The sequence below is a fragment of the Streptomyces sp. NPDC096176 genome, from assembly GCF_044763255.1.
Classification (GTDB): domain Bacteria; phylum Actinomycetota; class Actinomycetes; order Streptomycetales; family Streptomycetaceae; genus Streptomyces.
Map to the genome: position 1 here is coordinate 624,804 of NZ_JBIWFV010000001.1, position 25,782 is coordinate 650,585.

General features: G+C 71.0%; 27 protein-coding genes and 1 pseudogene. 16 read left to right on the top strand and 12 right to left on the bottom strand.

The window, feature by feature from the left end; genetic code table 11:
* Positions 1-2: 2 nt before the first annotated feature.
* Entirely contained in the window at positions 3-998 is a 996-nt protein-coding gene (locus ACIQ7Q_RS03040; protein ID WP_403855636.1) for a GNAT family N-acetyltransferase, read from the bottom strand.
* Positions 999-1,112: 114 nt separating this feature from the next.
* Here ACIQ7Q_RS03040 and fdxA point away from each other — a divergent pair, with 114 nt between their 5' ends.
* The gene (gene fdxA / locus ACIQ7Q_RS03045) at positions 1,113-1,433 is read left to right on the top strand and encodes a ferredoxin (RefSeq protein ID WP_003985062.1); all 321 of its coding nucleotides are present in this window, start codon (positions 1,113-1,115) and stop codon (positions 1,431-1,433) included.
* A gap of 102 nt (positions 1,434-1,535) precedes the next feature.
* Entirely contained in the window at positions 1,536-2,630 is a 1,095-nt protein-coding gene (gene dapC, locus ACIQ7Q_RS03050) for a succinyldiaminopimelate transaminase (RefSeq protein WP_403855638.1), read from the top strand.
* Positions 2,631-2,887: 257 nt separating this feature from the next.
* Here dapC and ACIQ7Q_RS03055 read toward each other — a convergent pair whose 3' ends face one another.
* Together ACIQ7Q_RS03055 and ACIQ7Q_RS03060 are read right to left on the bottom strand one after the other, a co-directional pair.
* On the bottom strand, positions 2,888-3,313 hold the full coding sequence (locus tag ACIQ7Q_RS03055; RefSeq protein ID WP_403855640.1) for an ATP-binding protein: 426 nt from the start codon (positions 3,311-3,313) through the stop codon (positions 2,888-2,890).
* 295 nt (positions 3,314-3,608) lie between these two features.
* On the bottom strand, positions 3,609-4,574 hold the full coding sequence (locus tag ACIQ7Q_RS03060) for a hypothetical protein (RefSeq protein WP_403855642.1): 966 nt from the start codon (positions 4,572-4,574) through the stop codon (positions 3,609-3,611).
* A 58-nt stretch (positions 4,575-4,632) separates the two neighbouring features.
* Here ACIQ7Q_RS03060 and dapE point away from each other — a divergent pair, with 58 nt between their 5' ends.
* Both dapE and ACIQ7Q_RS03070 read left to right on the top strand, forming a co-directional pair.
* On the top strand, positions 4,633-5,712 hold the full coding sequence (dapE, locus tag ACIQ7Q_RS03065) for a succinyl-diaminopimelate desuccinylase (RefSeq protein WP_403855644.1): 1,080 nt from the start codon (positions 4,633-4,635) through the stop codon (positions 5,710-5,712).
* A 90-nt stretch (positions 5,713-5,802) separates the two neighbouring features.
* A complete protein-coding gene (locus tag ACIQ7Q_RS03070) occupies positions 5,803-6,552 on the top strand; it encodes a TIGR00730 family Rossman fold protein (protein WP_403855646.1) in 750 nt (249 codons plus the stop codon).
* A gap of 90 nt (positions 6,553-6,642) precedes the next feature.
* Here ACIQ7Q_RS03070 and folP read toward each other — a convergent pair whose 3' ends face one another.
* Complete coding sequence (gene folP, locus ACIQ7Q_RS03075; RefSeq protein WP_403855648.1) at positions 6,643-7,503, bottom strand: dihydropteroate synthase; 861 nt, start codon at positions 7,501-7,503, stop codon at positions 6,643-6,645.
* A gap of 134 nt (positions 7,504-7,637) precedes the next feature.
* Here folP and ACIQ7Q_RS03080 point away from each other — a divergent pair, with 134 nt between their 5' ends.
* Entirely contained in the window at positions 7,638-7,991 is a 354-nt protein-coding gene (locus ACIQ7Q_RS03080; RefSeq protein ID WP_403855650.1) for a hypothetical protein, read from the top strand.
* Positions 7,988-8,584: a DNA-3-methyladenine glycosylase I gene (locus ACIQ7Q_RS03085; RefSeq protein WP_403855652.1), complete on the top strand. Its 597-nt coding sequence runs from the start codon at positions 7,988-7,990 to the stop codon at positions 8,582-8,584. Before ACIQ7Q_RS03080 ends, ACIQ7Q_RS03085 begins: the two co-directional genes overlap by 4 nt.
* Positions 8,585-8,588: 4 nt before the next feature.
* Here ACIQ7Q_RS03085 and ACIQ7Q_RS03090 read toward each other — a convergent pair whose 3' ends face one another.
* Entirely contained in the window at positions 8,589-9,389 is an 801-nt protein-coding gene (locus ACIQ7Q_RS03090) for an enoyl-CoA hydratase/isomerase family protein (protein ID WP_403855654.1), read from the bottom strand.
* 312 nt (positions 9,390-9,701) lie between these two features.
* Here ACIQ7Q_RS03090 and ACIQ7Q_RS03095 point away from each other — a divergent pair, with 312 nt between their 5' ends.
* Entirely contained in the window at positions 9,702-9,869 is a 168-nt protein-coding gene (locus tag ACIQ7Q_RS03095) for a DUF3117 domain-containing protein (protein WP_003966491.1), read from the top strand.
* A 174-nt stretch (positions 9,870-10,043) separates the two neighbouring features.
* Here ACIQ7Q_RS03095 and ACIQ7Q_RS03100 read toward each other — a convergent pair whose 3' ends face one another.
* Positions 10,044-10,721: an O-methyltransferase gene (locus ACIQ7Q_RS03100; protein WP_403856411.1), complete on the bottom strand. Its 678-nt coding sequence runs from the start codon at positions 10,719-10,721 to the stop codon at positions 10,044-10,046.
* A 132-nt stretch (positions 10,722-10,853) separates the two neighbouring features.
* On the opposite strand from ACIQ7Q_RS03100, the gene sigE reads away from it, so the two are divergent.
* From sigE to ACIQ7Q_RS03125, 5 genes are all read left to right on the top strand, one after another.
* Complete coding sequence (gene sigE / locus ACIQ7Q_RS03105; RefSeq protein ID WP_403855656.1) at positions 10,854-11,627, top strand: RNA polymerase sigma factor SigE; 774 nt, start codon at positions 10,854-10,856, stop codon at positions 11,625-11,627.
* On the top strand, positions 11,624-12,583 hold the full coding sequence (locus tag ACIQ7Q_RS03110; protein WP_403855658.1) for an anti-sigma factor family protein: 960 nt from the start codon (positions 11,624-11,626) through the stop codon (positions 12,581-12,583). Before sigE ends, ACIQ7Q_RS03110 begins: the two co-directional genes overlap by 4 nt.
* 114 nt (positions 12,584-12,697) lie before the next feature.
* Complete coding sequence (locus ACIQ7Q_RS03115; RefSeq protein ID WP_403855660.1) at positions 12,698-14,560, top strand: trypsin-like peptidase domain-containing protein; 1,863 nt, start codon at positions 12,698-12,700, stop codon at positions 14,558-14,560.
* Between the two features lie 135 nt (positions 14,561-14,695).
* Positions 14,696-15,157: a sec-independent translocase gene (locus tag ACIQ7Q_RS03120; protein WP_403855662.1), complete on the top strand. Its 462-nt coding sequence runs from the start codon at positions 14,696-14,698 to the stop codon at positions 15,155-15,157.
* Between the two features lie 121 nt (positions 15,158-15,278).
* Entirely contained in the window at positions 15,279-15,974 is a 696-nt protein-coding gene (locus ACIQ7Q_RS03125; protein WP_403855664.1) for a hypothetical protein, read from the top strand.
* A 265-nt stretch (positions 15,975-16,239) separates the two neighbouring features.
* Here ACIQ7Q_RS03125 and ACIQ7Q_RS03130 read toward each other — a convergent pair whose 3' ends face one another.
* The 3 genes from ACIQ7Q_RS03130 to ACIQ7Q_RS03140 are packed head-to-tail and all read right to left on the bottom strand — an operon-like array spanning position 16,240 to position 19,264.
* Positions 16,240-17,373 (bottom strand): Mrp/NBP35 family ATP-binding protein, encoded by a 1,134-nt coding sequence (locus ACIQ7Q_RS03130; RefSeq protein ID WP_403855666.1) that lies wholly within the window; start codon positions 17,371-17,373, stop codon positions 16,240-16,242.
* 42 nt (positions 17,374-17,415) lie between these two features.
* Positions 17,416-18,009, bottom strand: coding sequence for a DUF1003 domain-containing protein (locus ACIQ7Q_RS03135; RefSeq protein ID WP_403855668.1), 594 nt, complete (start codon positions 18,007-18,009; stop codon positions 17,416-17,418).
* Positions 18,002-19,264, bottom strand: coding sequence for a magnesium transporter MgtE N-terminal domain-containing protein (locus ACIQ7Q_RS03140; protein ID WP_403855670.1), 1,263 nt, complete (start codon positions 19,262-19,264; stop codon positions 18,002-18,004). The genes ACIQ7Q_RS03135 and ACIQ7Q_RS03140 overlap by 8 nt, the downstream gene beginning before the upstream one ends.
* Before the next feature lie 171 nt (positions 19,265-19,435).
* Between ACIQ7Q_RS03140 and ACIQ7Q_RS03145 the strand changes: the two genes are divergently transcribed.
* Positions 19,436-20,209 carry a hypothetical protein gene (locus ACIQ7Q_RS03145; protein WP_403855672.1) on the top strand — a complete coding sequence of 258 codons (774 nt, stop codon included), beginning with the start codon at positions 19,436-19,438 and terminating at the stop codon, positions 20,207-20,209.
* 73 nt (positions 20,210-20,282) lie between these two features.
* Here the strand turns inward: ACIQ7Q_RS03145 and ACIQ7Q_RS03150 are convergent, their stop codons facing one another.
* Both ACIQ7Q_RS03150 and ACIQ7Q_RS03155 read right to left on the bottom strand, forming a co-directional pair.
* The gene (locus tag ACIQ7Q_RS03150) at positions 20,283-20,795 is read right to left on the bottom strand and encodes a hypothetical protein (protein ID WP_403855673.1); all 513 of its coding nucleotides are present in this window, start codon (positions 20,793-20,795) and stop codon (positions 20,283-20,285) included.
* 171 nt (positions 20,796-20,966) lie between these two features.
* The gene (locus tag ACIQ7Q_RS03155; protein ID WP_403855675.1) at positions 20,967-22,082 is read right to left on the bottom strand and encodes a magnesium and cobalt transport protein CorA; all 1,116 of its coding nucleotides are present in this window, start codon (positions 22,080-22,082) and stop codon (positions 20,967-20,969) included.
* A gap of 447 nt (positions 22,083-22,529) precedes the next feature.
* Between ACIQ7Q_RS03155 and ACIQ7Q_RS03160 the strand changes: the two genes are divergently transcribed.
* The gene (locus ACIQ7Q_RS03160) at positions 22,530-23,126 is read left to right on the top strand and encodes a suppressor of fused domain protein (RefSeq protein WP_403855677.1); all 597 of its coding nucleotides are present in this window, start codon (positions 22,530-22,532) and stop codon (positions 23,124-23,126) included.
* A gap of 18 nt (positions 23,127-23,144) precedes the next feature.
* Here ACIQ7Q_RS03160 and ACIQ7Q_RS03165 read toward each other — a convergent pair.
* A pseudogene (locus tag ACIQ7Q_RS03165) lies at positions 23,145-24,005 on the bottom strand (MFS transporter); the annotation flags it as partial.
* A 106-nt stretch (positions 24,006-24,111) separates the two neighbouring features.
* On the opposite strand from ACIQ7Q_RS03165, the gene ACIQ7Q_RS03170 reads away from it, so the two are divergent.
* Positions 24,112-24,750, top strand: a complete 639-nt coding sequence (locus tag ACIQ7Q_RS03170) for a DUF6758 family protein (RefSeq protein WP_403855679.1) — start codon at positions 24,112-24,114, stop codon at positions 24,748-24,750.
* A gap of 149 nt (positions 24,751-24,899) precedes the next feature.
* Positions 24,900-25,763, top strand: a complete 864-nt coding sequence (locus ACIQ7Q_RS03175) for a PHP domain-containing protein (protein WP_403855681.1) — start codon at positions 24,900-24,902, stop codon at positions 25,761-25,763.
* Positions 25,764-25,782: the final 19 nt, after the last annotated feature.

Here is a 25,782-nt window from a genome sequence, read left to right on the forward strand (position 1 = left end):
CCCTACAGCGTCCGGTAGTGGTGGTAGTGGTGGTGGACGCCGAAGCCCATCGCTTCGTACAGGGCACGCCCGCCGTCGTTGTCGGACTCCACCTGCAGCCAGGCCGCCGAGGCGCCCTCGTCGAGTGCCCGGCGAGCCAGGGCGGCCATGACGGCCGTCGCGAGGCCCTGGCGCCGGAGCGCCGGGTCCACCTCCACGGCCATGAAACCCGCCCAGCGTCCGTCGACCACACAGCGGCCGATGGCCGCGGGGACCTCACCGGTTCCGGGCACGGTCGCGAACCACACCGAAGGGCCGCTGCGCAGGACCTGGAGCACATGTGGTCCGGGCACACCGAACCGCTGGTAGCGCCGTAGCCATGGCTCCTCGACGGAGCGGGAGAGCTGGACACGGGAGACGTCGGCGTCCAGGTCGCCGACCGCCGCCAGCCCCCCGACCTGTACCTGCGCCGTGACCTCGCGCTGCCAGCCCCGCGCCTCGAGCTCCGTGCACAGCGCCTCTTGCGTGCCTGCCGCGCCGGTCGCCGTCTGGATGTACGCCGGCAGACCGCGACCCGCGTACCAGTCCGTCACCCGGGCGAGCGCGGCGTCGATCGGCAGGCCGGGATCGCCGAGCGGCAGCACGGAATTGGCGCGCCGGGTGAACCCGCCCGCGGCCCGCAGCTCCCAGTCGCCGAGCCGCTCGCGCTCCAGCGGCTGCCAGGCACGTGCCGTGACCCGAACGAGCTCGGCGAAGTCCGCCGCGGGACCCCTGCGCCGGGCGGGCGCCGCCGGTACGACCTTGCCCGCGACCAGGGACGATTCCGGAATGCGGACACTCTCGCCTGTCCGACGTGTGATCAGCAGCACACCGGTGTTCCATGATGTGAGAACACCAACGGTGTCGGTGAACTTCGCGACCGGTGCTTCAGCGTCGCTCAAGCACCGGACGGAGACACGTTTGCCCACGTCATCAGGTGTTATACGGACCTCGAGTCGTCCGCCCGCAGTGAATTCCACAGCTGTGAGAGCCCCTCCTGTTCGGTTCGTCGCCAAGAACGGAGATACTAGGGGCGGGCATCGACGACGCCGCGCTCCCGCGCAAGCCAGCCCTTACCGAGGAGGAACGACAGCGTGACCTACGTCATCGCGCAGCCTTGTGTCGACGTCAAGGACAAGGCGTGCATTGAGGAGTGCCCCGTCGACTGCATCTACGAGGGCTCCCGGTCCTTGTACATCCACCCGGACGAATGCGTCGACTGTGGTGCTTGTGAGCCGGTCTGCCCGGTCGAGGCCATCTTCTACGAGGATGACACCCCGGAGGAGTGGAAGGACTACTACAAGGCGAACGTCGAGTTCTTCGACGAGCTCGGTTCGCCCGGTGGCGCCTCCAAGCTCGGCCTGATCGAGCGCGACCATCCCTTCATCGCCGCCCTGCCGCCGCAGAACGGCTGATCAGAACCGCATGTCCCCGGTCCCGTACGGTTCGTCGTCCGTACGGGACCGCGGCGTTTGGCGCGCCGGCGTCGACGCCCCGTACCGAAAGTGAGCGCCGCCGTGCCCGCAGTCTCCTCACGACTCCCCGTCTTCCCCTGGGACAGGCTCGAGCCCTACAAGGCGACGGCCGCGGCCCACCCCGACGGCATCGTGGACCTTTCGGTGGGCACCCCGGTCGATCCCGTTCCCGAACTCATCCAGAAGGCTCTCGTCGGCGCCGCCGACTCGCCCGGCTACCCGACGGTCTGGGGCACGCCCGCGCTGCGCGACGCGCTCGCCTCGTGGGTCGAGCGCCGGCTCGGGGCGGCGGGCGTGGCGCACACCAATGTCCTGCCCGTCGTCGGCTCCAAGGAACTGGTCGCCTGGCTGCCGACGCAGCTCGGCCTGGGCGCGGCAGACAAGATCGCCCACCCGCGGCTCGCCTACCCGACGTACGAGGTGGGGGCGCGGCTCTGCGGCGCGACCCCGGTGGTCTACGACGACCCCACGGAGCTCGACCCGGCGGGGCTGCGGCTGCTCTGGCTCAACTCGCCCTCGAACCCGACCGGCCGCGTGCTGGACAAGGACGAACTGACGCGGATCGTCGCCTGGGCGCGCGCGAACGACGTGCTGGTCTTCAGCGACGAGTGCTACCTGGAGCTCGGCTGGGAGGCGGAGCCCGTCTCCGTCCTGCACCCGGACGTCTGCGGCGGCACCTACGAGGGTGTGGTGGCTGTCCACTCGCTCTCCAAGCGGTCCAACCTGGCCGGCTACCGCGCCGCGTTCATCGCGGGCGACGCGGACGTGCTGGGCGAGCTGCTGCGGATCCGCAAGCACGGCGGGATGATGGCGCCCGCGCCCGTCCAGGCCGCCACGGTCGCCGCGCTCGGCGACGACGCGCACGTCACCGAGCAGCGCGCCAGGTACGCGGCCCGGCGCACGGCCCTGCGCTCCGCCCTCGAGGGGCACGGCTTCCGGATCGAGCACAGCGAGGCCAGCCTCTACCTGTGGGTCACCCGCGACGAACCGTGCTGGGACACGGTCGCGTACCTGGCGGAGCTCGGCATCCTGGTCGCGCCCGGTGACTTCTACGGGGAGGCCGGCGAGCGTTTCGTACGGGTGGCGTTCACGGCGACCGACGAGCGGGTCGCGGCGGCGGTCAAGCGCCTCGGCTGAGCCACTCAGGGCGCCGAGCCCGGCAGGCCCGACGCACGGCCGGCGGCAGGGCACCCGGGCGAGATCGCGGGCACCAGGGCGCACTGGCGCCACGGCGAGGGCGGGACCGCACCACGGCGTGGTTGCGGCGCCGCGGGACACCACGACGCCACGGGCGCCGCGGGACACCACGACGCCACGGGACGGGGAAGGGCCCCGGGAGCAGAGACTCCCGGGGCCCTTCGACCGCGCGGCACCGTGCGTCAGCCGCCGTTCCGTCAGCCGCCGAGCGGCATGCCGCCGAGGGAGCTGGTGGGCAGGCCGCCGCCCGTCAGCGAGTCGGTCGGCAGACCGCCCTTGGTCGCGCCGCCGACCAGGCCGCCCGCCTGCCCGGCAGTGTCGCCGCCGACCTTCTTGGCGACAGGAGCCGCCGACTTGGCCGCCGTGCCGACCGGCTTGGTCGCGACGGGGGCGGCCTTCTGTGCCGTCTTTCCACCGACCTGGCCGGCCACCTTGGTGGTCTCCTTCGAGACGCCGTCGACCGTGCCGCTGACGTTGTCCGTGTCGAGGGCCGAGAGGCCGCCGACCGGCGACTGCGGGAGTTCCACGGCGCCTGCGGAGCCGGCCGCACCGACCACGGGAGCTGCTCCCGCCGCGATGAGCAGCGCGGCACGGGCGATCCGACGGGTCAGGGGGAGGGACATGATGCTCCTTGAGACGAGAGGACGTTCGGAATGGTGCGTGTCCGGGGTTGGACGTCCTGACAACCGGGGGGAGGCGGGGAGAAGTTGCGGTGCGACGAGGTAAAGAGTTGGTAATGCGTCGCATTATCAGCCTCGGATAAAAACGGGCAAACACTGCATTGCGCAGCCCTCTGCCGAACCGTCACTTCCCGCTGGTCCCAAGGGATTCGGAGTCCTGCGGAGAAGGGTCTCCCCCCGCAGGTGAAGAGGTGTGTGCCGAGCCGACCGGACTGCCTCGTTCGAGGGGAGGTTCGGACTACTGAGCGATACGTATGCGGACGTTCTCGGTGCCGCGTTCGGCGGTACCGGATGAACGCCAGCCCTCGTCCGACTTCCCGGCGCTCCACACCCGGCCCCCGAACGAGACCTCCGCGATGCGCAGTTCGTCCGCCCGTGCGACGGCCCAGTGCGCCAGCTCCCAGCCGCGCCTGGCGCCGTCGTCATCGCGACCACCGCCCTGCCCGCCGGGGCTGCCGGTCCCCGCCTCGCCCACGCCTGCGGTCGACTGGACCGGGACGGACACCTCGCGGGCATCCGCGTCCACCCCACGGCCGCGACCGCTTCGGTCCTTGGGCAGTATCCCGGGCCCGAACGACCGCGCCAGCTCGGCCCGCACCTGCGCCGGATCGCCGCCCTGACCCCCGCCGTCCTTGGTCCCGCAAATCAGGGTCGCGGAGGCCCGGCCGGTGAGGGCCGCCGCCAGCAGCGTGGCGTCCGGCTCGTGCTTGGCGTACGCCTGGGGGAAGCCGCTGCGCTGGACGCGCTGCGCGGCGACGGTCAGCGGCAGCCGCGAGTAACCGGGCACCTCGGCGAGATGGTCGTAGAACTTCCCGGAGGCGTAGACCGGGTCGAGGATCTGCTCGGGCGTGCCCCACCCCTGGGACGGGCGCTGCTGGAACAGGCCGAGGGAGTCCCGGTCGCCGTGCTCGATGTTGCGCAGAGCCGACTCCTGGAGCGCCGTCGCCAGCGCGATCGTGACCGCCCGCTCGGGCATGCCGCGCGTCGTGCCGACCGCTGAGATCGTCGCGGCGTTCCCCGCCTGCTCGGCCGTGAGCTCGTAGGACGGGCCGTCGCCCTCTGCCGTACGTACGGTGCAGCGCGGCGCTCCGCCCCCGGTGACGTACTGCACCACGACGTAACCGACGAGGGCCAGCAGCACGAGGAACGCGGCCGCGAAGCGCAAGGAGCGGCCGCGCCGGACGGGTGAGGCGGTCTCGGACACCTGCCCACCGTACTGGAGCCCGCGCAGGGGCCGGATGGGAGGTCGTAAGGTCTCAGACATGCCTGAGACCGCTCTTGACCTCACCCTCGACGCCCCCGCCCTGACCGCCGCCCTGGTCGACTTCCGGTCGGTCAGCGGTGACGAGAAGCCGCTCGCCGACGCCATCGAGGAGGCGCTGCGCGCGCTGCCGCACCTCGTCGTCGACCGGCACGGCAACAACGTCGTCGCCCGGACGCACCTCGGCCGGGCCGAGCGGGTCGTCCTGGCGGGGCACATCGACACCGTTCCGATCGCCGACAACGTGCCGTCACGGCTCGACGAGAACGGCATCCTGTGGGGTTGTGGCACCAGTGACATGAAGTCGGGGGTCGCCGTCCAGCTGCGTATCGCGGCGACCGTTCCCGAGCCCAATCGCGACCTCACCTTCGTCTTCTACGACAACGAAGAAGTGGCCGCACACCTCAACGGTCTGGGACATGTGGCCGAGGCCCACCCCGACTGGCTGGAGGGCGACTTCGCCGTCCTGCTGGAGCCCTCCGACGCCCAGGTCGAGGGCGGCTGCCAGGGCACGCTGCGGGTGCACCTCCGTACGGAGGGGGAGCGGGCACACTCCGCGCGCAGTTGGATGGGGTCCAACGCCATTCACGCCGCGGGCCCGATCCTGGCCCGCCTTGCCGCGTACGAGCCGCGCCGGCCTGTCATCGACGGGCTGGAGTACCGCGAGGGCCTCAACGCCGTCGGCATCGAGGGCGGTGTGGCCACGAATGTCATCCCCGACGCCTGCACTGTGGTGGTCAACTACCGCTACGCCCCGGACCGCAGCATGGCCGAGGCCGAGGCGCATGTCCGTGAGGTGTTCGCGGACTGCGGTGTGAGCGAGATCGTGGTGGACGACCACACCGGCGGGGCGCTGCCCGGCCTCTCGCACCCAGCCGCTGCCGCCTTCATGGAGGCCGTCGGCGGAGCCGCACACCCCAAGTTCGGCTGGACGGACGTCTCGCGCTTCAGCGCACTCGGAGTGCCCGCGGTCAATTACGGGCCGGGCGACGCGCTCTTCGCCCACAAGCGGGACGAGCACGTCGCCGCCTGGAAGATCACGCACTGCGAGGAGCGCCTGCGCGACTGGCTCACTTCCTGACACCGGCAGATCGCCCCGATTTCGCCCTTGGTAACGTTCGCCGACCTACCCTGACCCAAAGCAAATGATGTTCGGCGGAGGGAGCAGGTCATGAGCAACCCCGAGGGATTGCGGGCGCTGGAGGAGCAGCGGCTGGGACCGGTACTGCGCCGCAGGGAACAGATGCAGCCGACCACCACCGATCAGCGGCTGCTCGACACCGAAGGCGACTCCCAGTGGGTGCACACCGACCCCTGGCGGGTCATGCGCATCCAGTCGGAGTTCGTCGAGGGATTCGGCGCGCTCGCCGAACTGCCGAGCGCGATCAGCGTCTTCGGCTCCGCCCGCACCCCGGCCGGCACACCCGAGTACGAGATCGGCGTACGGCTCGGCCGGGCCCTGGTCGACGCCGGCTTCGCGGTGATCACGGGCGGCGGCCCCGGGGCCATGGAAGCGGCCAACCGAGGAGCGCGCGAGGCCAAGGGCATCTCCGTCGGCCTCGGTATCGAGCTGCCCTTCGAACAGGGCATCAACCCGCATGTCGACATCGGGGTCAACTTCCGCTACTTCTTCGTCCGCAAGACGATGTTCGTGAAGTACGCGCAGGGCTTCGTCGTCCTGCCCGGCGGACTGGGCACCCTGGACGAGCTGTTCGAGGCGCTCACACTCGTCCAGACCCGCAAGGTGACGCGCTTCCCGATCGTGCTCTTCGGGACCGAGTACTGGAGCGGCCTGGTCGACTGGCTGCGCGACACCGTGGTCGCCCAGGGCAAGGCGTCGGAGCGTGATCTGCTGCTGTTCCACGTCACCGACGACGTGGAGGAGGCGGTGGCCATGGTCACCAAGGAGACGGGCAGATAACCTGCGGGCGCCCGGGCCCCGGACGCGCCCGGGGCCCGTTCCCGGCACTGCCGTTCGGGTTGCGCGTCGGCTCACGCGCCGGGCCTCGCGTCAGACAAGGCCCCGGCGGGCGACGGCCGGCGCACGGTGGCCCGCGATCGCCGCCACCATGTCCAACACCTGCTTCGTCTCCGCCACCTCGTGCACGCGGTAGACCTGCGCGCCCAGCCAGGCGGACACGGCGGTCGTCGCGAGCGTGCCCACCACCCGCTCCTTGACCGGCTTGTCGAGCGTCTCGCCGACGAAGTCCTTGTTGGACAGCGAGACCAGCACCGGCCAGCCCGTCCCGGTCATCTCACCGAGCCGGCGGGTGGCCTCCAGGCTGTGCCGGGTGTTCTTGCCGAAGTCGTGACCGGGATCGATCATGATCCCGTCCCGGCGTACGCCCAGCCCGACGGCCCGCTCCGCGAGCCCGAGCGTCACCCGCAGAATGTCCGCCATCACGTCGTCGTACACCGCCCGGTGCGGACGTGTACGGGGCTCGGCGCCGCCCGCGTGCGTGCACACGAGCCCCGCCCCGTACCGAGCGGCGACCTCCGCCAGCTTCGGGTCGACACCGCCCCACGCGTCGTTCAGCACATCGGCGCCCGCCTCGCAGACCGCTGCGCCCACGTCGTGGCGCCAGGTGTCGACGCTGATCACCACGTCCGGGTGGCGCCGCCGCACCTCGGCGACAAAACCGACCGTGCGACGCGCCTCCTCCTCGGCGGTCACCTCCTCGCCGGGGCCGGCCTTCACCCCGCCGATGTCGATGATGGCGGCGCCCTCGGCCACCGCCTGCTCGACCCTGGAGAGCGCGGGCTCGTCGCGGAACGTCGCACCCTGGTCGTAGAAGGAGTCGGGCGTCCGGTTCACGATGGCCATGATCACCGGCTCGTGCGCGTCGAACTCACGCCGTCCCAGCCGCAGCATCCGCTGTTTCCTCCTCAGCTCGTTCGCCTGCGACCCTAACTGTCACTGTCCCGTGGCACGATCAGCGTCGGGAGAGTTTCCCGCTCGGGTAAGTTCCCCGAGGACGTACGGGAAGTTCGGGGAGAGGGTCGCTCGTGTTCTGGTTCTTGCTGATCGCGATGGTCGTGGTCGTCGCGGCGGTCGCGCTCGCCGTGGTCGGCGGGAGCGACAGCGCGGCCCTGCCCGAAGCGGCGCCCGAGCAGCTGGTGGACCCGCTGCCGGCGGACCGGCCCGTCGGCCGCGCCGACATCGACGCGCTCCGGCTCCCCGTGGGCGTGCGGGGCTACCGCATGGACGACGTGGACGACGTACTCGGCCGCCTCGGCGCGGAAATCGCCGAGCGGGACGCGCGCATCGCCGAGTTGGAGTCGGCGCTGGCCGGGGCGCAGGCCACCGCGGTGGGCAAGCCCGACATGTTCACCAAGCCCGGAGAGGAGCCGGACAGGTGACCACCCCGACCGGCGCCGCCGTGCCGGGCCCGGACGGCAGGCTGCGCTGTCCCTGGGGCCTGTCCACCGTCGACTACGTGGCCTATCACGACGAGGAGTGGGGTCGGCCGGTCCACGGCGACGACGCCCTGTTCGAAAGGCTCTGCCTGGAGGCCTTCCAGTCCGGCCTCTCCTGGATCACGATCCTGCGCCGCAGGGAAGGGTTCCGCAGCGCTTTCGACGGCTTCAAGATCGCCTCGGTCGCCGCGTTCACCGCCGCCGACGAGGAGCGCCTCCTCGCCGACCCAGGCATCATCCGCAACCGCGCCAAGATCCGGGCGACCCTCGCCAACGCGCGCGTACTCGCCGACTGGCCCTCCGGGGACCTGGACACTCTGATCTGGTCGTACGCCCCCGATGCCGCGCGGCGCCCAGCGCCCCGCACGATCGGCGACGTCCCGGCCGTCACCGACGAGTCCACGGCCCTGGCCAAAGAGCTCAAGAAGCGCGGTCTGCGCTTCGTGGGCCCGACGACGGCGTACGCCCTGATGCAGGCGTGCGGCATCGTCGACGACCACCTTGCCGACTGCGTCGCGCGCGGCGGCGCCCGCTAGGACCTCAGCGGCCGAGGTACTTCGGAGCCTCCTTGGCCAGGAATGCCTGCACCGCGATCGCGTGGTCCTCCGACGCGCCCGCCTTCGCCTGCAGCTCCTCCTCCTTGTCGAGCGCCTCGCTCAGCGAACGGTCCGCGCCGTACGCCAGCGACTCCTTGAGCGCGGCGTAGGCGACCGTGGGCCCGTCGGCCAGGGCGCGGGCCACCGCGGCGGCCTCCGCGGCCAGCTCGTCCTCCGGGACGAGCCTGTTCGCGATGCCCCACTCGTACGCCTCCTGTGCGGAGAACGAACGCGGGAAGAGCAGCAGGTCGGCGGCGCGGCTCCGGCCGATGAGCCGCGGGAGCGTCCATGACACCCCGGAGTCAGCGGTGAGCGCCACGCCCGCGAAGGACGTCGTGAACTTGGCGTTGTCGGCGACGACCCGGTAGTCGGCGGCCAGCGCGAACCCGAGACCGGCGCCCGCGGCCACGCCGTTGACTCCCGCCACGACGGGCTTCGGCATCTCGGTCAGGGTCCGGACGATCGGGTTGTAGTGCTCCCGGACGGTGCTCATGACGTTGCCGTCGCCCGAGTCGCCGGCCGACGCGAGCAGCGACACGTGCTCTTTGAGGTCCTGACCCACGCAGAACGCCTTGCCCGTCGCGGTGAGCAGCACCGCACGCACGGCACTGTCCGCGGCAGCGGCCAGGGCGGCGTCGCGCAGGGCGACCTTCGCGTCGACGTTCATCGCGTTCATGGCCTCGGGCCGGTTGATCGTGATCGTCGCGAGTCCGTCGTTCACGTCGTACAGCACGGAGTCGGCCATGGCGGGTCCCCTTTTGTCGTTCTGACGGCAGTGTCGAAGCCAGCATGGCGGAGATCGCCGGAGGTGGACATGTGACCTGCGTCTAACAATCTTCGCCGGGTGCCGTGCGGGCGGCGGCGAAGTATCGCAGGCGGATCGCCGAATTGAGTGGTTTTGCGAGAGCGCGTTGCGTAAGCGATGCCGACTGATGTTGGTCTTTGGGTCCCGCCATGCGGGATAATGGCCTGGAAGCAATGTGTTCGATGCCGGTGACACAGCACCTCTCACGGGGCCGCCGGCTGCGATGAGCTGGTTTCAGGAAGGGGAACGAGCATGGCGGCCATGAAGCCGCGGACGGGCGACGGCCCGCTCGAGGTGACCAAGGAGGGGCGGGGCATCGTCATGCGCGTTCCGCTCGAAGGCGGCGGTCGTCTTGTCGTCGAACTGACTCCGGACGAAGCCGATGCACTCGGTGACGCCCTGAAGAAGGTCGTCGGCTGACGCGTCCTGATTCTCCACTGCCCCGGCCCGCGCAAGCGCGCCGGGGCAGTGCGTTTCCCTGACGGGGGCGCGCCGCACCCGGCAACGGCTTCGGGCGGAGCCCGGTTCGGCGAGGGGCGGGGGAGGAACAATCCGCGCAGCGGCCGCGTGCCTCAGGGACGCGGCCCGGGCGGGTCAGGCGCGGCGGACCGCGCAGAGGAGACCGTCCCCGACGGGCAGCAGAGTCGGCAGCAGCTCGTGGCTCTCCCGGACCGCCCTCAGCAGCTCCCGCAGCCGCAGTACCTCCGCCGGCTGCGCCGCAGAGTCGACCGTACGGCCCTCCGCGAAGACGCCCTCGAAGCAGACGAGCCCCCCAGGCCGCAGCAGGCGCAACGATTCAGCGAGATAGTCCAGCGACTCGGTCCGGTCGCCGTCGCAGAACACGAGGTCGTAGCCGCCGTCCGCCAGCCGCGGCAGGACGTCGAGCGCCCGCCCCGGGATGAAGCGTGCCCGGTTCGCGGCGAAGCCCGCCGCGCGGAAGGCCTCCTTCGCGAACTGCTGGCGCTCCGGCTCCGGATCGACGGTCGTCAGCACGCCGTCCGGGCGCATGCCCTCCAGCAGATAGACCCCGGAGACTCCCGTACCGGTCCCGATCTCGGCTACCGACTTCGCATCGGCGGTGGCCGCCAGCAGTCGCAGCGCGGCGCCGGTGCCTGGAGACACCGAGGTCAGCCCTGACTCCCGGGCCCGGTCCCGGGCCCAGCGCAGAGCGTCGTCCTCGGCGACAAAGGCGTCGGCGAACGCCCAGCTCGTCTGCCGGTTGGCGGTAATGACCCTCTCCTGTCCCCGTAGTTGGCGCGACGCTGACTGTATCCGCTGCGCCCGGGAACCCGCAGATGGGACCGGTCGTTGTTCAGGGCAGGTGGGAAGCACACGGGTCGCGGTCGGAAGCCGGACCCAAATCCACGTAAAGATTCTTATCCGGAGCTAACGGGCGAGGTGGCTATGGTAGGGGCTCCGCTGGACACCACCACCAGAGCCGACAGGGGAGGTGCGGCTGCACCTGCGGATCGGGGAGGAGTGCTCCGGCGTCTTCTCAGATCGGTGGGTGAGCCGAAATCCGTGACCAACACTGCTGACCGTTCTGTGCCCTCCGACTCCGTCACCACCGCGACCTTCGCATCGGATGCGGAATCGCAGGCGTGGACTCCTCCCACCTGGGAGGAGATCGTCAGCACCCACAGCGCACGGGTCTACCGCCTGGCGTACCGCCTGACGGGTAATCAGCACGATGCCGAGGACCTCACCCAGGAGGTCTTCGTCCGTGTGTTCCGTTCACTGTCGACGTACACCCCCGGCACTTTCGAGGGCTGGCTGCACCGGATCACCACGAATCTCTTCCTGGACATGGTCCGTCGCAAGCAGCGCATCCGTTTCGACGCGCTCGGCGACGACGCGGCCGAGCGGCTGCCCAGCCGCGAGCCCTCGCCGCAGCAGGTTTTCAACGACAGCCACTTCGACGCGGACGTCCAGCAGGCGCTGGACACCCTCGCGCCCGAATTCCGCGCCGCCGTCGTGCTCTGTGACATCGAGGGTCTGTCGTACGAGGAGATCGCCGCGACCCTCGGCGTGAAGCTCGGCACCGTCCGCAGCCGGATCCACCGCGGCCGCTCCCATCTGCGCAAGGCTCTTCAGCACCGCTCTCCGGAGGCCCGGGCGGAGCAGCAGCGCTCGCTCGCCGGCGCCGTCGGTCTTGCGGGGGAGGGCGGACCGGCGTGAACGGCACCAGTCCGACCCCTGCGGAACAGCACCTGGGGGACCGGCTCGCCGCGCTCGTCGATGGCGAGCTCGAGCACGACGCCAGGGACAGGGTGCTGGCCCACCTGGCGACCTGTCCCCGCTGCAAGGCCGAGGCCGACGCCCAGCGACGCCTCAAGAACGTTTTCGCGCAATCCGCGCCGCCGCCTCTCTCCGAAGGGCTGCTCGCGCGGCTCCAAGGCCTTCCCGCGGGGCCGGGAGCGGGAGACGACGACGAGCCGGGCCCCTTCGGCGGAGGGCGTCTCGCAGGCGGGGTGTTCGGAGGACTGAACCCCTCGGCGGGAAGACCCGCCGATCCCCGCAGGGAGATGTTCGGGTACGTCCCCGGCGGCGCGCACGCCGCCGTCCTGCCGGGTGGGGGGAGCGGATTCCGGATCCACGAGGTGGGCCGCGCGGAGGCTGAGCGCTCGCCTTGGCGCGGCAGGCGGTTCGCCTTCGCGGCGGCCAGCGCCGTGTCGTTCGCCGCGATCGCCCTCGGCGGAGCAGTGCCCCTGGACGTGTCACCGGACTCGGCTTCGCGCGGTCAGGGCGGCGGGAACAAGGTGACCCCGCTGCGCACCGCGACCCCCACCACGGCCACGGCCACGACCGGCGTGAACACAGGAACCGGTGGCGGTGCCGCATCCGTCCGCGGCACGGACGGCGACCGTCGGCGCGGTGGTGGAAGCGGCCAGACCAGGCCCGCTTCCGGGCCGGTCGTCGCCGCTGTCCCGGGTGAGCCGGCCGGCCAGATGCTGAACCGTCCGCTGGGGGTGTCGCCGTTGACGCACGCTTCCTCGATGACGCCGTCGATACGGCCGACTGGGTCGGTATTCCAGCTGGCGGCCGCCCCTGAGGTCGGACCGACGGTCGATCCCGTTCCCCCGTCCCCGGCGACCCCGACGCGGCCCGCCCAGCCGCTGTCGCCCCTGCGCTGACGAGGCCCTGTTCGGGACCTGACCAGGACACTGCGCACGGATTCGCAAACCTGGTTGAATCTCAGCGGGCGCCCCGCGGGGGCGCCGCAGCGGTCGGCAGTTTGCGGGGAGAGCATGGACGACGGGAAGCCCACCGGACCCAAGGCGAAGTGGTGGAGCCGTCCCAGTACGGGACGCGGAGCAACCTCAGGGCAGGAGGCCGCTCCCGAGGAGCGTACGTCGCCCGAGGTGTCCGCGTCGCCTGAGGCGCCAGGGTCGGCCGGCGCACCCTCCCAGGCTGAGGGGTCCGGGTCGGCCGGCGCACCCTCCCCGGCTGAGGCGTCCGCGCCGCCCTCCTCGGTCGACGCGCCCACGCCCGAGGACGCGACCCCCGCGGCAGATGACCGCGCCGGGGCACCGGCCACGCCTGCCGGGGATTCCTCGGCCGTTACGGCCCAGTCGGCGGACGTACCGGCGACGGGGGCGCTCGCCGCGCCCCCGAGGCCGAAGCCGCTGCACGAGCCCGATCCCTACAGCACTCCGCCGTACGGCGGCCCCGGCCCCTGGGCGCCCGCGCCCCCGGTGCAGCGACCCGTGCCGACACCGGCCCATGGCACGCCGGTACCGCCGCTCTACCCGGCACCTGGCGTCCAGGGCGGCTACGCCCAGCCGCAGCCGCACGCCCAACCACAGCAGCAGCACACGCCGTCCCCCCAGCCGCACCCGTCGCCCCAGCAGCCTCCGACCCACGCTCAGGCCGTCCCCGCTCCCGTCCCCGCTCCCGCCCCCGAGCGGCCACAGCCTCTGTCCTCCATCTGGCTGCAGTACGACCCGTGGAGCGCGCCCGGACAGCCGCTCACCCAGCACGGCGAGCCGGCCGCTCCCCGCAAGCGCCGTCGCGGCCCGCTGCTGATCGGCGCAGTCGTGATCGCTCTCCTCGCGGGCGGCGCAGGCGGAGTCATAGGCGCCTACGTGGAAGGCAACGGCGGCATCACCCAGGTCGAGCTCCCGCAGGCCGGGCCGGAAAGCGCCGCCCGCGCTCCCGACAGCGTCGCCGGCATCGCCGCCAGTGCCCTGCCGAGCGTCGTCACCCTCCATGTCAGCGGCGCCGGCGAGCAGGGCACCGGAACCGGCTTCGTGCTCGACCAGCAGGGCCACATCCTGACCAACAACCACGTCGTCGACCCGGCCGGGACGGACGGGGACATCTCGATCACCTTCAGCGGCGGAGAGACGGCCAAGGCCACGCTGGTCGGCAAGGACAGCGGCTACGACCTCGCCGTCGTCAAGGTCAGTGGCGTCTCCGGCCTCAAGCCGCTGCCGCTGGGCAACTCCGACAACGTCAAGGTCGGCGATCCCGTCGTCGCCATCGGTGCTCCCTTCGACCTCCAGAACACGGTCACCTCGGGGATCATCAGCGCCAAGGAGCGCCCCATCACGGCCGGCGGCGAGAAGGGCGACGGCAGCGACATCAGCTACGTCGACGCCCTGCAGACGGACGCGCCGATAAACCCCGGCAACTCGGGCGGCCCGCTCGTGGACGCCGAGGCCCGGGTCATCGGCATCAACAGCGCCATCCGCGCCGCGGACACCGGTGCGGGGCCCGACGGCGGCCAGGCCGGCTCCATCGGGCTCGGTTTCGCGATCCCCATCAACCAGGGCAAGCGAGTGGCCGAGGAACTGATCAACACGGGCAAGGCCACCCATCCGGTGATCGGGGTCAGCCTCGACATGAAGTTCACCGGCGACGGAGCGCGGGTCGGCGACAAGGGCCAGGACGACACCCCTGCGGTCACCCCGGGCGGCCCGGCCGTGAAAGCGGGCGTCAAGCCGGGTGACGTGATCACGGAGGTGGACGGCAAGCGGGTGCACAGCGGCGAGGAGTTGATCGTCAAGATCCGTGCCCACCGCCCGGGGGACCGCCTGGAACTGACGCTGAGGCGCGGTGGTGACGAGCGGACGGTGACCCTGGTCCTCGGTTCTGCGGACAGTTCATGACCATCTCGGCGGTGCACGGACAGTACCGGCCCGACAACTTCGCCAGGTACCGTGGATCGGACTCGGACCCGGATCCCATCCGACCTGCGGGCCGCAGCGGACACGGAGAACACAGAGAACACGAGGAGCAGCAAGGTGTTCAATGACATAGGCGGACTAGAGCTGATCGCGCTCATTGTTCTCGCCGTTCTCATCTTCGGTCCGGAAAAGCTGCCCAAGGTGATCCAGGACGCCTCCCGCGTCATCCGCAAGATCCGCGCGTTCTCGGAGAGCGCGAAGGACGACATCCGCAACGAGCTGGGTCCCGAGTTCAAGGACTTCGAGTTCGAGGATCTGAACCCGAAGGCGTTCATCCGCAAGCAGCTCGCGGAGAACGACGATCTCAAGGAACTCAAGGAGCTGCGGAGCAGCTTCGACCTCAAGAAGGAGATCAACGAGGTCGCCGACGCCGTCAACGGATCGGAGCACTCCGGTGTGTCGGAGAGTTCCGTCCCCGCCGCGGTGAACGGTTCCCCCGGAGGCGGTCCCGACCTGCTCAAGAAGGGCGAGAAGGCCGCTCGGGACGAGCGCCCGCCCTTCGACGCCGACGCCACCTGAGCACTGTCAATCCCGGGCGGCGGGGACCGGGTGGCTATTCTCTCCATCTGTCCGGCAGTGAGGACGCCCGAGGGGGGCGGGTCCGCTGCAGGTGTCAATGACGGAGGAGGCGGCCGGTTACATGGCGACGACAAGCCGGGTGACGGAGCAGGACGCGGACGGCGCTTCGCAGGCCCAGAGCGGCTACAGGTCCCGTACGGCGCAGGGGGGCACGGCTGCCCGGCGGACGGCGGAGGGTTTCCAGAACGCCGCCTTCCCCTGGTACGCGCTGGACGAGGCCTTCACCGGCCCCCGCAGGCTGATGCAGGTCGGCGTCGCCGCGGACGGTACGGTCCAGCACGGCGCGATCGGTCACGGTGACGAGCCGACGATACGGTCCGAGACGGCGGGCACCGAGAAGGAACGCTTCACGATCGTGGTCACCGTCGCAGCCAGCCCTCTCAGACGTAGCGGCGACGGCACGGGCGTACTGGACGCCACCACCGTGTCCTCTGCCGCCTGGCTGGCCGGATCGGGGCTGCTGGCCCACACCTGGCCGGAGAAACTGGACCACTCGCTGCGCGACGACTGGCTGGACCAGCAGACGGAGACCGCGTTCGAGCTCGCCGACGATCTGACCGGCCCCGCGTGGTCGACCCTCTCCCTGCCCGTGGACGGGGTGCCGACACCGTTCCACTACCGCGAGTCCGAGTTCGGATGGGTCCTGGCGGGGACGACGAAATCGGGCGTGCACATCGGGGCGTACGGGCGCGGCATGAGCGCATACGGTTTGGGGTTCGCGGTCGTGGCGAACCCTACGGCCTACGCGGAAGGCTAGTGCCCCTCCCGGCAAGCATTGCCCTGTCACGCCGCCCAGCACGAACGCTCTCCCCCGTGTGACTGCGGGCACGGGAGATGCCCCCAGCGCCGGACGACGCTCCTTTACGGGCAGACGTTGCCGGTCATGGCACGACGACGCGCAGGGAAAGGCGATGCTGCCCGAGGAGCACCGCCGCACGACGAAGGGGCGCTGCTCGAAAGCAGCACCCCTTCGTCGTGCCCGGTGTGCGGCGCCGGACGGCGGCCCGGTGCCGCCTCCGGTGTCAGAACTTGTTGCGCGGCGTGATGCCGAGGGACAGGCCCGAGAGACCGCGCCGGCGGCCGCCGAGCTTGCCGGCGATCGACCGCAGCGCCGCGCCCGCCGGAGAGTCCGGGTCGGTGAGGACGACCGGCTTGCCCTCGTCGCCGCCCTCGCGCAGCCGTACGTCGATCGGGATGGAGCCCAGCACCGGCACCGTCGCGCCGGTGGTCTTCGTCAGGCCCTCCGCGACCCGCTGACCGCCGCCCGTGCCGAAGACGTCGACCATCTCGTCGCAGTGCGGGCACGGCAGGCCGGCCATGTTCTCGACGACGCCCACGATCTTCTGGTGCGTCTGAACGGCGATCGACCCGGCGCGCTCAGCGACCTCGGCCGCCGCCTGCTGCGGGGTCGTGACGACGAGGATCTCCGCGTTCGGGACGAGCTGGGCGACGGAGATCGCGATGTCGCCCGTGCCCGGCGGGAGGTCGAGCAGCAGGACGTCCAGGTCGCCCCAGTACACGTCCGCGAGGAACTGCTGCAGCGCGCGGTGGAGCATCGGACCGCGCCACACCACCGGCGCGTTGCCCGGGGTGAACATGCCGATGGAGATCACCTTCACGCCGTTCGCCGACGGCGGCATGATCATGTTCTCGACCTGGGTGGGACGGCCGTCCGCGCCCAGCATGCGCGGCACGCTGTGGCCGTAGATGTCCGCGTCGACGACGCCGACCTTCAGACCGTCCGCGGCCATCGCCGCAGCGAGGTTCACGGTCACGGAGGACTTGCCCACGCCGCCCTTGCCGGAGGCCACCGCGTAGACCCGCGTCAGCGAGCCCGGCTTGGCGAACGGCACCTCGCGCTCAGCGGTGGTGCCCCGCAGCGACGCGGCGAGGTCCTTGCGCTGCTCGTCGCTCATCACGTCCAGGGTGACCGCGACGTGGGAGACCCCGTCGACGCGGGCGACCGCCTCAGTCACGTTCTTGGTGATCGTCTCGCGCATGGGACAGCCGGAGACGGTGAGGTACACCGTGACGGCGACCGTGCCGTCGTCCCCGATGTCGACCGACTTGACCATGCCCAGTTCAGTGATCGGTCGGTTGATCTCGGGGTCGTTCACCGTCGCCAGTGCCTCAAGCACCGCGTCTTCCGTAGCCATACGCAGATGGTACGGCGCTGCGCACCGCCTTCGGAAAGCCCGTCAGCGGTCGTCTTCGTCACTCCCACCCGTCCGCTCGTGGGCGAGCGGCACCCGCTGCTCCTCCAGCTCCCTGACCAGGTCCTGGAGTTCCGACCGGATCCAGTCCCGGGTGGCGACCTCGCCGAGGCCCATCCGCAGCGCCGCGATCTCGCGGGTCAGATACTCGGTGTCCGCGATCGACCGCTCGTTCTGCTTGCGGTCCTGTTCGAGATTCACCCGGTCCCGGTCGTCCTGCCGGTTCTGGGCCAGCAGGATCAGCGGCGCCGCGTACGACGCCTGGAGGGACAGCACGAGGGTCAGGAAGATGAACGGGTACTCGTCGAAGCGCAGATCAGAGGGCGCGCTGACGTTCCAGACCACCCACGCGATGATCGTCAGCGTCATCCAGACGAGAAACCGGCCCGTCCCCAGGAAACGCGCGATCTTCTCCGAGAGCCGCCCGAAGGCTTCGGGGTCGTAGTCGGGCAGCAGGCTGCGCCGCGGGGGCCGTGGAAGGTCGAGCCGTGCCCGTGTCCTGGGGACGGCGCTCGCCCCGGCCGGCATACGGTCCCGCTCGATCCGTTCGGGCGGCCCCTGGTCCCGCCCGCTAGCCATGCTCGGACTCCTCGAACTCCGTCTCGCGCCAGTCGTCCGGGAGCAGGTGGTCCAGCACGTCATCGACGGTCACGACACCGAGCAGGGAGCCGCTCTCGTCGACGACGGGCGCCGCCACCATGTTGTACGCCGCGAGGTGCTGGGTGACGGCCCGCAGCGGAGCCTCCGGCGACAGCGGCGGCAGGTCGCTGTCCACGATCGAGCTGACCAGCGTGAACGGCGGGTCCCGCAGCAGCCGCTGGAAGTGCACGGTGCCGAGGTACTTCCCCGTCGGGGTCTCGTCCGGCGGCCGGCACACGTACACCTGTGCGGCGAGCGCGGGGGACAGGTCCTGCTGGCGTACGCGGGCCAGGGCGTCGGCCACCGTGGAGTCGGGGCGCAGCACGATCGGCTCGGTGGTCATCAGACCGCCGGCCGTGCGCTCCTCGTACGACAGCAGCCGTCGCACGTCGGCGGCGTCGGCGGGCCGCATCAACGCCAGCAGCCGCTCCTTGTCCTCCTCCGGAAGCTCGGACAGCAGGTCGGCGGCGTCGTCGGGGTCCATGGCCTCCAGGACGTCGGCCGCCCGTTCCTCCTTGAGCTTGCCGAGGATCTCGACCTGGTCGTCGTCGGGGAGCTCCTCGAGCACGTCGGCGAGCCGGTCGTCGTCGAGGGCCGCGGCCACCTCGGCGCGTCGTTTCGGCGAGAGATGGTGCAGCACGTTGGCCAGGTCGGCCGGCCGCAGCTGCTCGAAGGTGGCAAGGAGGCTCTCCGCGCCCTGCCCGTGTTCCTCGAGCGAGAATCCGGTGACTGCGGACCACTCCAGGGTCAGCGTCTCGCCCCTGCGGCGCAGTGCGCCGCCCTTGCCCTTGCGTACGAAGACCTTGTCGATCTCCCAGTCGCGGCGGGCGGGAAGCTGCTGGATGGCCACGTCGAGAACGGTGACCTCCTCGCCGCTCTCCACCAAGCGGACGCGGCGGTCGAGGAGTTCGCCGAGCACCAGCCGCTCGGTCGGGCGCTGTTCGAAGCGGCGGACATTGAGCACGCCGGTGGTGATGACCTGTCCCGACTCGATGCCGGTGACGCGGGTCATCGGCAGGAAGATCCTGCGGCGGCTGATCACCTCGACGACGAGGCCCAGGAGTCGCGGCGGACGGCGCCCGACCCGCAGCATCGCCACCAGGTCGCGTACGCGTCCCACCTGGTCGCCGTTGGGGTCGAAGACGGGCACGCCCGCGAGGTGCGAGACGAAGACCCGAGGGGCGCCTGCAACCATGCTCGCCCCTCTCTTTTGCCGGAAAATGCATGCTTACGACGGGTTCAGGCTAGCCGGTACCGTTCCGGGCCGCCCCCGGCTGACGTCCGTACGGCTGCCTGTGAACCCGTGCACCCCGCACGGGTACGCTGCGCACTGCCATCCCCCCAACAGATGAGAGGCAGTGCGCTTGTGACTCCCCTCCCTCCGGCCGGCCGAGTGCGCCGGGTCGCGCTCTCGGCGGTGCTGTGTGCCGGGCTGGCCGTGACGCTCACGGCGTGCGGCGAGGACCCGGACGCGGGGACCAACGGGATCGGGAAGCTCTCTGCGGAGGAGATCGAGACCAAGGCGCGTGCGGCGGCGGACGCCGCGGCCTCGGTGCGCCTGTCGGGGACGCTCGTCAGCAAGGGCGGCACATACAAGCTGAACATGCGCCTCAAGCACGACGGCGGCACCGGTTCGCTGACCTCGAAGGAGAACGCCTTCGAGCTGCTGCGGATCGACGACGCGCTCTTCCTCAAGGCCGACGCCGGTTTCTGGAGCCACGCGGACGGCGGCGACGAGGAGCCCGGCAAGTCGGACATGGACGCGGCGGAGAAACTCGCCGACAAGTACGTGAAGGTGCCCAAGGGCGACCCCTCGTACAAGCAGTTCCGCGGCTTCACCGACATGGACGTCCTGCTCGACGGGCTGCTCGGGATGCAGGGCGAGCTCAGCAAGGGCGACCGGACACAGGTCGGCGGGCTGCGCACGATCAAGGTCACCGCGGGCGAAGGCGGCCGGGGCGGGGTCCTCGACGTCTCGCTCGAGGGCAAGCCGTTTCCGCTGCAGTTCGCCCGGGCCGGCGGGGCCGGGGTGCTCACGCTCGCGGACTGGGACAAGGACTTCCCGCTGGCCGAGCCCGCGAAGGGGGAGACGGTCGACTACGGGCGTCAGATCCCGAAGACGTCCGGATCGGGCGGCTGACGGTTCGATGGGCCGGCTGACGGTTCGAGGCGCCGGTCTCTCAGCGGCCTGAAAAGAGGCCCGGCCCGAGCGGTCAGCCGCGCCGACCCCGTCGCTTCAGCAGCAGCCTCGGCAGCGCCGCGGGCATCGGGCGGCGCGTCGTCGCCGTCGTCGGCAGCGGCGCCGCCGCCAGCGAGCCGTCGGGCAACTCGGTGACCGTCTCCTGTGGCTCGAGCCGCAGCACCCGGCACTCGCGCGCCCAGCGCTCCGTCATCTCCTCGGCGTCCGGTGCGTTCAGCCGCTTGCCCTTGAGCTCATCGACGGCCGCATGCCATTCCACCGAGCGCGGGGGCAGTTCGCGCACCGTCGCGACCCAGGCGACCAGCCGGCCGCCCTTGTCCTTGCTGCGGACGGTGACCTCCGCCGGTTCGCCGTCGGCCAGCCCCGGCAGCGGCTGCTCGCCCGGGCCGTCCCCGACGACGTGCACGGCGCCTTCGTGCCACACATGCCACAAGGCGCGTGCCGGACCGCCGCCGCGCACCCAGACGAGGCCGGACTTCTTGGTTGCCTCCTCGACGAGCGCCTGGTCGAGCAGATGGGATGTCATACGCGCAGCCTAGTGCTCCTCCCGGCAATCTTTGCCCTGTCGCGCCGCCCAGCACGCACGCTCTGCCCCCGTGGCCCTCCGGGCACGGGAGGTGCCCCCAGCACCGGACGACGCTCCCTTACGGGCAAGCATTGCCGGTCACGGCACTGGCGACCGCACTCGCCCAGCGCCTTACAGCCAGCCGTTGCGCTTGAGAGTGCGGTGGATCGCGAGACACACGACCGCGATGCCGGTGAGCACGGCCGGATAGCCGTACTTCCACTGCAGCTCCGGCATGTGCTCGAAGTTCATGCCGTAGATCCCGCAGACGGCCGTCGGCACGGCGATGATCGCCGCCCAGGACGTGATCTTGCGCATGTCCTCGTTCTGCGCGACGGTCGCCTGCGCCAGGTTGGCCTGCAGGATGGAGTTCAGCAGCTCGTCGAAGCCGATGACCTCTTCCTGGACGCGGGCGAGGTGGTCGGCGACGTCACGGAAGTACTTCTGGATGTCGGGGTCGACCAGTCGCATCGGCCGCTCGCTCAGCAGTTGCATCGGCCGCAGCAGCGGGGAGACGGCCCGCTTGAACTCCAGCACCTCGCGCTTGAGCTGGTAGATCCGCCCGGCGTCGCTGCCGCGCGGGCTGCCCTTGGCGGGTGCCGAGAAGACGTCGATCTCGACCTCGTCGATGTCGTCCTGTACGGCGGAGGCCACCGCGATGTAGCCGTCGACGACATGGTCGGCGATGGCGTGCAGCACCGCGGAGGGGCCCTTGGCGAGCAGCTCGGCGTCCTTCTGCAGGCCGTGCCGCAGCGCACGCAGCGATCCCTTGCCGCCGTGCCGCACGGTGATGACGAAGTCCCGGCCGGTGAAGCACATCACCTCACCGGTCTCGACGACCTCGCTGGTTGCCGTCAATTCGGCGTGCTCGACGTAGTGGATGGTCTTGAAGACCGTGAACAGGGTGTCGTCGTACCGCTCGAGCTTGGGCCGCTGGTGGGCGTGGACCGCGTCCTCCACTGCCAGCGGGTGGAGCCCGAATTCGGCGGCGATACCGGCGAATTCGGCCTCCGTCGGCTCGTGAAGCCCGATCCAGGCGAAGCCGCCCTCCTCACGCACGTGCAGCATCGCCTCGTGGGGCGTCAGGCAGGCGCTGCTCTCGAGACGCCGGCCGTCGCGGTAGACGGCGCAGTCGACCACCGCGCTGGAGGCGGAGGGGTCACGGGTCGGGTCGTAGCTGCTGTACGGGGCGTTGCTCTTGCGCAGCGAGGGGCGGACCGCTGCGCGCAGGTCACGGATCATCGACATGGCTGGCTCCTTCACGGAGAGGCCGTCGGCGGTGCGTGGCACAGCCCGGAATGGGGACGTGAGGCATACGTCCGCAAAGCGGGCGGCACCGCGTGGTCGCGGTGACGGCGTTCGCTACAGACAGGCAAAAACGAAGTGCTCGCGCTCTTCCGTCGTGCGAAATGCCGTAGGGCCCGTGCGGGGAGGCCTCAGCTCACGATTCCCGGTTCGCCGTGTCAGGAACGGCGAAAGGAACGGTGCCGTGCGGAAGAGCTGCTGGTACTGCACGATCGACTTCGATCCACCGCAGCCTCACCTCCTCCGGCCGGTCCCCCGTGAGGGACGACGTGTCGTCGGGACTCGAAGGCAGCGCTTCTGCGTGCCGTCCCGACCAGCGGCCAACACTATCAGCCGACTGCGGGTCAATCCCTGTGTTTGCCCGTTCCCTACGCGTTTTATGCTCGCGACATGGAAGACGTTCTTGCTCTTGTCGACGCCCGGCTGCGCAGCGCGCTCGGCGAACCGGACGCTCGCGCCGCCGTGACGTTTCTCGGTACGGACCGCATCGAGGTGCTGCGGTTCCAGGACCGTGGCGGCGACAAGGAGATCGTCCGCTACGCCACGCTCGGGATGTCGGCGCACCCCATGACCGATCCCACCGCGACCCTCGCCGACCCGGTCAAAGGGCCTCGTGCGGAGCTGATCCTGAGCGTGCGGACGGGGCTCGCCGACACCGACAAGGTGCTGCGCCCGCTCGCCGTACTGGCAGCGTCGCCGCAGGTCGAAGGCGTGATCGTGGCCCCGGGGGCATCGCTCGACGTGGGTGAGCCGCTGTGGCCCTCGGCGCCGTTCAGCTCGGTGCTCGTCGCGGACCCGGGCGGCCTGGTCGAGGATCTCGAGCTGGACGATCCGATGGACCCGGTGCGCTTCCTGCCGCTGCTCCCCATGACATCGAACGAGGCCGCCTGGAAGCGGGTGCACGGTGCGGCGGAGCTTCAGGAACGGTGGCTGACGCACGGGACGGACCTGCGCGATCCGCTGCGCAGGTCCGTGACACTCGACTGAACCGGCTTTCCGGCCACGTCAGTTGGCGAAGACGGTCACGCTGTCCTCGGCGGCGTGACGGGGCTTCAGTTCCTTCGCCTCGAGGCTGAGCGAGGTGCGCCTCGCCCAGACGATGCCCGCACCGACGACGGCCGCCGCGGCGGCCACGACGAACGGGATGCGGATGTCGGTCCACTCCTCGATCTTCGGCGCGAGGAACGGGGCGGCGGCCGCCGCGAACCAGCGCACGAAGTTGTAGCCGGCGCTCGCCACCGGCCGCGGGGCATCGGAGACGCCGAGCGCCAGCTCCGTGTAGACGGTGTTGTTCACGCCGATGAACGCGCCGGAGACGACGGTGCCGACCACGGCGACCGTGTGGTTCCCGTAGCCGAGGATCAGCAGGTCGACGGCGAGCAGCAGCAGGGACCCGCCGAGCACCTTCAGCGACCCGAACCGCTCCTGCAGCCGCGGCGCGACCAGCACCGAGAAGACCGCCAGCAGCACACCCCAGGCGAAGAACACCGCGCCCGACTGGTAGGGCGTCATGTTCAGCACGAACGGGGTGAAGGCCAACACCGTGAAGAACGCGTAGTTGTAGAAGAACGCGGACGCGGCGGCCGAGGCCAGATTGCCGTGCCCGAGGGCCCTGACGGGGTCGAGCAGCGAGGTCTTGCGGGCAGGCGTCGGCTGTTCCTTCAGGAACACCGCGATGCACACGAAGCCGACCGCCATCAGGGCCGCGGTGCCGAAGAACGGGTACCGCCAGCCGGCGTCGCCGAGCACGGCCCCGAGCAGCGGACCGCAGGCCATGCCGAGGCCGAGTGCCGATTCGTAGAGCAGGATCGCGGCGGCGCTGCCGCCCGCCGCCGCGCCGACGATCACGGCGAGGGAGGTCGAGACAAGCTAATAAATGCGAGCTACATCTATATAGACGAGTGGAAGGGGTGCGCGCCGGACGGGTGATCGTCCTTGACGCGAGGTCAGCCGGAGAGGACCGTTGGGCCTTATGAGGGGCGAACCCAGTTGCCCGAAGTGCGGTGGCCGGGTGAGGGCGCCCGGTCTCTTTGCCGACTCCTGGCAGTGCGATGTGCACGGTTCCGTGCACCCGCTGCAGCCGGTGATCCCGCCCAGTGTCGAGGCCCTCGGTGTCGTGGTGCACCGCGCGAAGGTCCCCGTGTGGATGCCTTGGCCACTGCCGGTCGGCTGGCTCTTCACCGGCGTCGCCTATGCCGGCGACGACCGCAGTGGCGGCCGTGCCACGGCGGTGGCCTGTTCGGGGCCCGGCCCGCTCGGCGGCATCGGAGAGCTGCTGCTGATCGCGGAGGAGCTGGGCGTCGGCCTCGGCTCCCGGTATGCCGGAATCGACGGACCGGACCCGGGACCGCACATCGAGGTCGCCAAACCCCCGCAGGCCAAGGTGCTCGCCGCCGGCCGGCCCACACCGCTCTGGCATGTCGCGGGCTCGCCCGACGACCGTGCGGTGTTCGCCGGAGAGGCACGCGGACTGTGGCTGTGGGCCGTCGTCTGGCCGGAGCAGTCCGGGCTGCTCCTCTACGACGAGCTGGTGCTCACGGACCTGCGGGACGCAGGCGCGGAGGTCGAACTGCTGCCGTGCGGTGCACTGTCGCCGCGGCTGCTGTCCTAGCCGGGTCGCGTCCGCGACCGTCACCGCTGCTGCTGCCCTGGTCGCACACGACCCGGGTCCGGGCCGCCTCTTCGCGCGGCCGGAAGGCGTGCGCAGGGCGGTTATCCTGGGGTGTCCCCTGTCCGCCCGCGAGCCCCGGAGTCAGCGTCGTGCGCATCGATCTGCACACCCACTCCACGGCTTCCGACGGTACGGACACCCCGGCCGAGCTGGTGCGCAACGCCGCCGCCGCCGGTCTGGACGTGGTCGCGCTCACCGACCACGACACGACCCGCGGGCACGCCGAGGCGGCTGCGGCGGCCCCCGAGGGCGTGACCCTCGTCACCGGCGCGGAACTCTCCTGCCGTCTCGATGGCGTCGGACTCCACATGCTGGCGTATCTGTTCGACGCCGAGGAGCCCGATCTGTTGCGCGAGCGCGAGCTCGTACGCGACGACCGGGTGCCCCGCGCCCGGGCGATGGTCGGCAAGCTCCAGGAGCTCGGCGTGCCCGTCGAGTGGGAACACGTCGCCCGTATCGCCGGGGACGGGTCCGTCGGCCGGCCGCACATCGCGGAGGCCCTCGTCGAGCTGGGCGTCGTGGCCTCGGTGTCCGACGCCTTCACCCCGCTGTGGCTGGCCGACGGCGGCCGGGCGTACGTCGAGAAGCACGAGCTGGACCCCTTCACCGCGGTCCGTCTGGTCAAGGCGGCCGGCGGCGTCACCGTCTTCGCCCACCCGCTCGCCGTCAAGCGAGGCCGTGTGGTCCCCGAGTCGGCGATAGCGGAACTCGCCGCCTGCGGCCTCGACGGCATCGAGGTCGACCACATGGATCACGACGAGGCGACCCGCGCCCGGCTGCGCGGTCTCGCCGGTGAACTCGGGCTGCTGCCCACGGGCTCCAGTGACTACCACGGCAGCCGCAAGACCTGCCGGCTCGGTGACTACACCACAGACCCGGAGATCTACGGCGAGATCACCCGCCGCGCCACGGGCGCCTTCCCGGTGATGGGCACGGGCGGATCCCGCCTGTAACCCCGCCCGTCCCCCGTAC